The sequence below is a fragment of the Hydrocarboniphaga sp. genome, from assembly GCF_028291725.1.
Lineage (GTDB): Bacteria > Pseudomonadota > Gammaproteobacteria > Nevskiales > Nevskiaceae > Hydrocarboniphaga.
Genome location: NZ_JAQGNT010000112.1, coordinates 1 through 5,848, shown reverse-complemented (window position 1 = coordinate 5,848; position 5,848 = coordinate 1). Strand labels below are relative to the sequence as shown.

Below are 5,848 nucleotides of genomic sequence, written 5' to 3'. Positions count from 1 at the left end.
TCCTGCTTGATCTTCTGGAACGCGCCCTGGTATTCCGTCTCGATGGTCTGCGTCAGATCGCCTTCCGCCAGCGCGCCGAATACACGGCCGACATCAACGACAACAGCGCTCATGTTCTCGACCAGGCAATTGACACCTTCGCACAGATCGCGCACCGCGCCGGTCTTGCCGTCCAACGGAATACGCTGATCCAGATCGCCGTGGCGCGCCGCGACCACCACGTCCTGGGTCTGCTTCACGGCCAGCACCTGCCCGGTCACGTCGGTGGCGTATTTGACCACCTTGAACGGCTTGCCGTTCATGTCGAAAATCGGGTTGTAGCTGGCCTGCAGCCAGACTTCGCGGCCGCCCTTCGCGACGCGCTTGTACTGCCCCGCGTCGTATTCGCCGCGTCCCAGCTTTTCCCACAACTGCTGGTAGTCGGCGCTCTGCCGATATGCCGGCTCGACGAACATGCGGTGATGCTGGCCGCTGATCTCGTTCAAGCGGTAGCCGACAACGCGAAGAAAATTATCATTGGCGGCGAGAATGCTGCCATCCATACCGAACTCGATGACCGCCTGCGCCTTGGATATCGCGGCAACCTGGCCCTCAAACTCGGCCTCGCGCAATTTCTGCCGAGTGACATCGGCGGCATACTTCACAATCTTGAATGGCCTACCGCCGGTGTCAAAGATCGGGTTGTAGCTCGCCTGCAGCCAGACTTCGCGGCCATCCTTTCCGACACGCTTGTACTGCCCTGCATCGTATTCGCCGCGGCCGAGTTTGTTCCAGAACTGCTGGTACTCCGCGCTCTGACGATACGCCGGCTCGACAAACAAGCCGTGATGCTGGCCGCGCACCTGCTCCAGCGAATAGCCCATGACCTGCAGAAAGTTCGGATTGGCGTCCAGCACATGCCCGTCGAGCGTGAACTGGATCACCGCCTGCGATCTGCCGATCGCATCGATCTGCCCCTTCAGATCCGCGTGCTCGAGCCTGTCCTTACGATCAAACACGCGGCCGGCAACGGCTTTCGCCGACGAGAGCGCCCGGGACCACGCATCGCGATCGATCGAGAAAAAAGGGGACATATTGCTGCTCCTGCACCGAGTGGTAGTCGCCGGATATCGCACCGACGATCGTGTAGCGAATGAGATCGGGCGGCGTCGCGCTTCAGGCCGCGATCGCACTGGGCGGCACGGCCGCCACCGGTGCATAGAGCGCCACATCGGCGCTGCCGAGCAGCTTCTCGATGTCGATCAGGATCAGCATGCGCTCGTTGACGCTTGCCAGGCCCTGCAGATAGCTGACGTCGAAAGACGAGCCGAAGTCCGGTGCCGGCGCGATCTGATCCGCGGTGAGCGGCACCACGTCGCAGACGCTGTCGACGACGATGCCGACCACCCGGCCGCGGACATTGAGCACGATCATCACGGTCAGGCTGTCGTAATCGGCACGGCCGAGCTTGAAGCGCAGGCGCAGGTCGACGACCGGCGCGATCGTGCCGCGCAGATTGACCAGGCCCTTGATGTAGTCGGGCGCGTCGGGAATGCGCGTGACCACGTCGTAGCCGCGGATTTCCTGCACGGACAGAATGTCGATGCCGTACTCTTCCGCGCCCAGCGTAAAGCTGAGGTATTCGCGCGGAGCCTGTTTCTTGTCTTGCATTTTCATGGTCTGTCTTCGTGCGGTTCAGGCGGCCAGGGAACGGCCGCAGGTGCGGACAACTTCGGTGACGTCGATGATCAGCGCGACCCGGCCGTCACCGAGAATGGTGGCGCCGGCGACGCCGAAGACGCGGCGGAAATGGGCCTCGAGGCTCTTGATCACGGCCTGCTGCTGGCCGATCAGGTCATCCACCAGCAGGGCGAGCTTGAAGCCGTCGGCTTCGATGATCACGGCGATCGACTGGCAGGCTTCGCGCGCGGCGCCGGGCACGCGGTACAGCTCGCGCGCCGAGATCACCGGGATGTATTCATCACGCAGACGCAGCACCTGGCCCTGTCCGGCAATGCGCCTGATCTGCTCGGGCGCAGGCTGCAGCGATTCAACGACGCCGATCAGCGGCACGATGAAGGTCTCGCCGCCGACGTCGACGAACATGCCGTCGACGATCGCCAGCGTCAGCGGCAAGCGGATGCGCACCGAGGTGCCCTCGCCTTCCTGCGACCTAAGTTCGACTTCGCCGCCGAGCGATTCGATGTTGCGGCGAACCACGTCCATGCCGACGCCGCGGCCTGAGACGTCGGTGACTTCCGCGGCGGTCGAAAAGCCCGGCGCGAAGATCAGGTTCCAGACTTCGCTGTCGCTGGCGTTGTCGGAGATCACCAGGCCATTGGCGCGCGCCTTGTCGAGAATGCGCTGGCGCGACAGGCCGCGGCCATCGTCGATGACTTCGATAACGATCTGGCCGCCCTGGTGCGCGGCGGTCAGGGTCATCGTGCCCTGCGCCGGCTTGCCGGCGGCGACACGCACGGCCGGCAGTTCAATGCCGTGGTCGATACAGTTGCGCACCAGATGCGTCAGCGGATCGCCGATCTTCTCGATCACGCTCTTGTCGAGTTCGGTGGCCTCGCCGACGGTCTGCAGGCGCACCTGCTTGTTCAGGCGCGTCGCCAGATCGTGGACCATGCGCGGAAAGCGGCTGAACACCGAGTCGATAGGCAGCATGCGCGTCGACATCACCGATTCCTGCAGCAGCCGCGCGGTGTGTTCGAGTTGCTGCACCGAGGCCAGCAGGCGCTCGTGCACCAGCGGATCGAGGCCGCGGGTGTACTGCGTCAGGCTGGCCTGGGTGATGACGAGTTCGCCGACCAGATTGATCAGGCCGTCGATCTTGTCGATCGAAACGCGGATCGAGCTCTCGGCGGGCGCGCGCGACTTGGCGGCAGGCGCCGCGACGGCAGCGGCAGCGACAGGCGTAGCGGCAGTGATCGGCACGACATTGACGTGCACCGGTTCGGCCGACTCGACCGGCCCGGCCGCCAGCGGCGCTATCGACAGATCGCACTCGTCCTCGACCCAGGCGAACATCTCGCGCACCTCGGCCTCGGTGGCCGCGCCACACAGGCGCAGCGTCCACGACAGGTAGCACTGCTGCGGATCGATCTCGGCGAAGCCCGGCAGATCCGCAGCGAAATGCAGCTCGGATTCGAGTTCGCCCAATGTCCCCAGGCCGCGCAGGATGCGCAGTGGATCGTTGCCGCTGGCGAACAGATCGCGATGCGGCTTGAACACGATGCGCCAGCCGCTGGTCGCGGCGGCGGCGGTGACAACCACGGCAGCGCAGGCCGGCGCAGCGACGACCGCGGCAGTGTCGCCGGCGAGCGCCGCCTGCAACTCCGCTTGCAGCTGCAGGCTGAGCGCCGCGTCTGCGTTGCCGCCGTCGCGCGCGGCGTTCAGCAGCGCGCGCACCTGGTCGGACGCGCGCAGCAGCAGGGCGACCAGCGGCTTATCGACACCGCGGCTGCCATTGCGCACCGAGTCGAGCAGGGTTTCGACGTGATGGGTGAAACCCGCAACGGCAGCGAAACCGAACGTCGCGGCGCCGCCCTTGATCGAATGTGCGGCGCGGAAGATGTCGTTGATCGTCTCGGCGTTGTCGGCGCCGCCTTCGAGCTGCAGCAGGCCCTGCTCCATCGCGTCCATCCGCTCGAAGCTCTCTTCGAAGAACGCCTGGTGAAACCGGGCCAGATCGATGGACATGGTTCTACGCCAGTACGCGCTTGATCGTCGAGATCAGCTGCTCGGGCACGAAGGGCTTGACCAGCCAGCCGGTCGCGCCGGCAGCCTTGCCTTCCAGCTTCTTCTCGGTCGTCGACTCGGTGGTCAGCATCAGCATCGGCGTGAACTTGTATTCGGCCAGCCCGCGCAGCGCACGCACCAGCGAGAAGCCGTCCATGTTCGGCATGTTGACGTCGGCCAGCACCAGGTCGAACTTCTGCTTGCGTGCGATCTCGAGCGCGACCAGGCCGTCTTCGGCCTCGGTCACCTCGAAGCCGGCCGAGGCGAGCGTGAAGCACACCATCTGGCGCATCGAAGTGGAATCGTCGACTGCAAGGATACGGTTGGACATGGCGGTACTCAGGATTCGGTCAGGGAGATCTGCAGCAAAGTGGATGCGCCCAACAAGGCTGCGGCTTGTCGCAGGAACTCGGATGGACGCAGAAATTCGACTGCGCCGCCGTTGGCCCGGCGATCACGGCAGAACAGGCATAACAGCTGCAGCGCGGCGCCGTGGATGCGCTGCACTTCGGAGGCCTCGATGCGCACCGGCTCGGCCTGCGCCAGCCGCGGCGCCAGCCCGGCCTGCAGTGCCATCGCCTGCTCGATGCCGATATCGGCCGGAAGCCGGATCGGCTCGGCTTCCGCGGCCGACGCATTCTTGTTGCGTGATTTAGTCATTTTATTGATGCCCTTTCGACGGATGTCGGCAGCGCGGGAAGGAACTTGAGCGGGCGGATATCGGAGGTCACGGACGGCGGGCCGGCGGATCAGAACAGCTCGACCGCGCCGGATTCCATGCTCACCTGGGCCACCGGCTTGTGCTGCGGCTGACGCCAGTCGGACACGGTCAGCACCTGGTTGACTGCATTGTTGGCCGGAGCCGGAGCGCGCAGCATCGAGCTGGCCGGCGCATGCACGTGGTCGGCGCCCTTGACCAGCGGCAGCATCGCCGCCTCGTCGTTGATCGACACCAGACGCGAGACATGTGCGTCGGCCGCGGCCAGCGCCTGCGTCGCGATGTCCTCGAACTGCAGCGAACGCACGGCCTCGGACACCGCAACACCGATGCGCTCGCCGCTGACCGAAACTTCCTTCATGCCGTCGCCGAGCGCGCGGTTGATGACCGCGATGCGCTCGAGCATCTGCCCGACTTCGACGCGCGCCTGCTGGCTGCGCTGCTGATGGCGCGTGGCCAGCCCGCCGACCGTTTCACGAACCCTGGCGATCGCCTCCTTGGAGTTGGCGACACGCTTGCGGATCTGCTCGTTGAAGTTGTTGGAGCGCTCCGACAGGTTGCGCACTTCCTCGGCGACGACCGCGAAGCCGCGGCCAGCCTCGCCGGCACGCGCCGCTTCGATCGCCGCGTTCAGCGCCAGCAGATTGGTCTGGTCGGCGATCGAGCGCACGTCGCCCAGCAGCTCGAAGATCGCGTCCAGGTGCGACACCATCGAGTCGATCTGCTGGATGCTGGCGATGCTCTGGACGCTGGCCTCCGACAGCGTGTCGACCAGCTCGCCGGTCAGGCGCCCGGCCATCTCGGCAAAGTGGCGCACTCCGGCGCGATGCGCGTCGTCGCCATCGGTCTGGTCGAGAATCCGCGTCACCACCGAATCCTGCTGGCGCGCATGTTTGTTCATCGCCTCGAAGCTCGAGGTCAGCTGCCGGATCGCGCCTTGCACCAGGCTGCGCACGCGGGCAATTTCATGCCGCAGACCATCGACCTCGTTGGCCAGGCCATGGCGAATCTCGGCCAGGTTGCGGTCGTGATCCTGGCGCTGCGCGGACAGCGCATCGTCGCGGCGTACGCGCTCGGAGAGTTCGCGATGCCGTGTCCAGAAATACCAACCCCAGGCCGCAGCAATCAGCACCGCCAGAACGAGCTCGGCCATAACCGACGGCTTCAGAAACGCGATCAGCAAACCGCTGGTCGACACCGCCGCTGCCACGCTATCAGGTCTTAATTTGATCATGTGCCCATCGTCCGTCGCGGCACACCAGCGTGCCGTGTCTAGGTTCTTATCGGCGAGCGGCGCGTCAGCTTTAGCGAATCGCCCGGCTTTTTGTTGCCGTACCGAGTTGCCTCGCGCCGATGTTGGGGTTCGCTGCGCTCACCCCAACCTACAACGGCACCCGTAGGTTG

Annotated in this window: 6 protein-coding genes; all 6 read right to left on the bottom strand. The window is 65.2% G+C overall.

The features are described 5' to 3' along the window. Positions 1-1,073: PAS domain-containing protein (locus JWQ90_RS28255; protein ID WP_299698435.1), on the bottom strand; the 1,073-nt coding region annotated here is incomplete at its 3' end. Positions 1,074-1,155: 82 nt separating this feature from the next. Next, on the bottom strand, positions 1,156-1,656 hold the full coding sequence (locus JWQ90_RS28250) for a chemotaxis protein CheW (RefSeq protein WP_299698434.1): 501 nt from the start codon (positions 1,654-1,656) through the stop codon (positions 1,156-1,158). 18 nt (positions 1,657-1,674) lie between these two features. Continuing rightward, positions 1,675-3,687, bottom strand: a complete 2,013-nt coding sequence (locus tag JWQ90_RS28245; RefSeq protein WP_299698433.1) for a chemotaxis protein CheA — start codon at positions 3,685-3,687, stop codon at positions 1,675-1,677. Between the two features lie 4 nt (positions 3,688-3,691). After that, positions 3,692-4,057: a response regulator gene (locus JWQ90_RS28240; protein WP_299698432.1), complete on the bottom strand. Its 366-nt coding sequence runs from the start codon at positions 4,055-4,057 to the stop codon at positions 3,692-3,694. An 8-nt stretch (positions 4,058-4,065) separates the two neighbouring features. Beyond that, a complete protein-coding gene (locus JWQ90_RS28235; RefSeq protein ID WP_299698431.1) occupies positions 4,066-4,386 on the bottom strand; it encodes an STAS domain-containing protein in 321 nt (106 codons plus the stop codon). Between the two features lie 89 nt (positions 4,387-4,475). Continuing rightward, positions 4,476-5,678, bottom strand: a complete 1,203-nt coding sequence (locus JWQ90_RS28230) for a methyl-accepting chemotaxis protein (RefSeq protein ID WP_299698430.1) — start codon at positions 5,676-5,678, stop codon at positions 4,476-4,478. Between the last annotated feature and the right edge of the window lie 170 nt (positions 5,679-5,848).

Bases quoted from the DNA above. Each gene is read 5' to 3' on its own strand.
- JWQ90_RS28250 (WP_299698434.1), bottom strand. From the start codon at position 1,656: ATGAAAATGCAAGACAAGAAACAGGCTCCGCGCGAATACCTCAGCTTT.
- JWQ90_RS28245 (WP_299698433.1), bottom strand. From the start codon at position 3,687: ATGTCCATCGATCTGGCCCGGTTTCACCAGGCGTTCTTCGAAGAGAGC.
- JWQ90_RS28240 (WP_299698432.1), bottom strand. From the start codon at position 4,057: ATGTCCAACCGTATCCTTGCAGTCGACGATTCCACTTCGATGCGCCAG.
- JWQ90_RS28235 (WP_299698431.1), bottom strand. From the start codon at position 4,386: ATGACTAAATCACGCAACAAGAATGCGTCGGCCGCGGAAGCCGAGCCG.
- JWQ90_RS28230 (WP_299698430.1), bottom strand. From the start codon at position 5,678: ATGATCAAATTAAGACCTGATAGCGTGGCAGCGGCGGTGTCGACCAGC.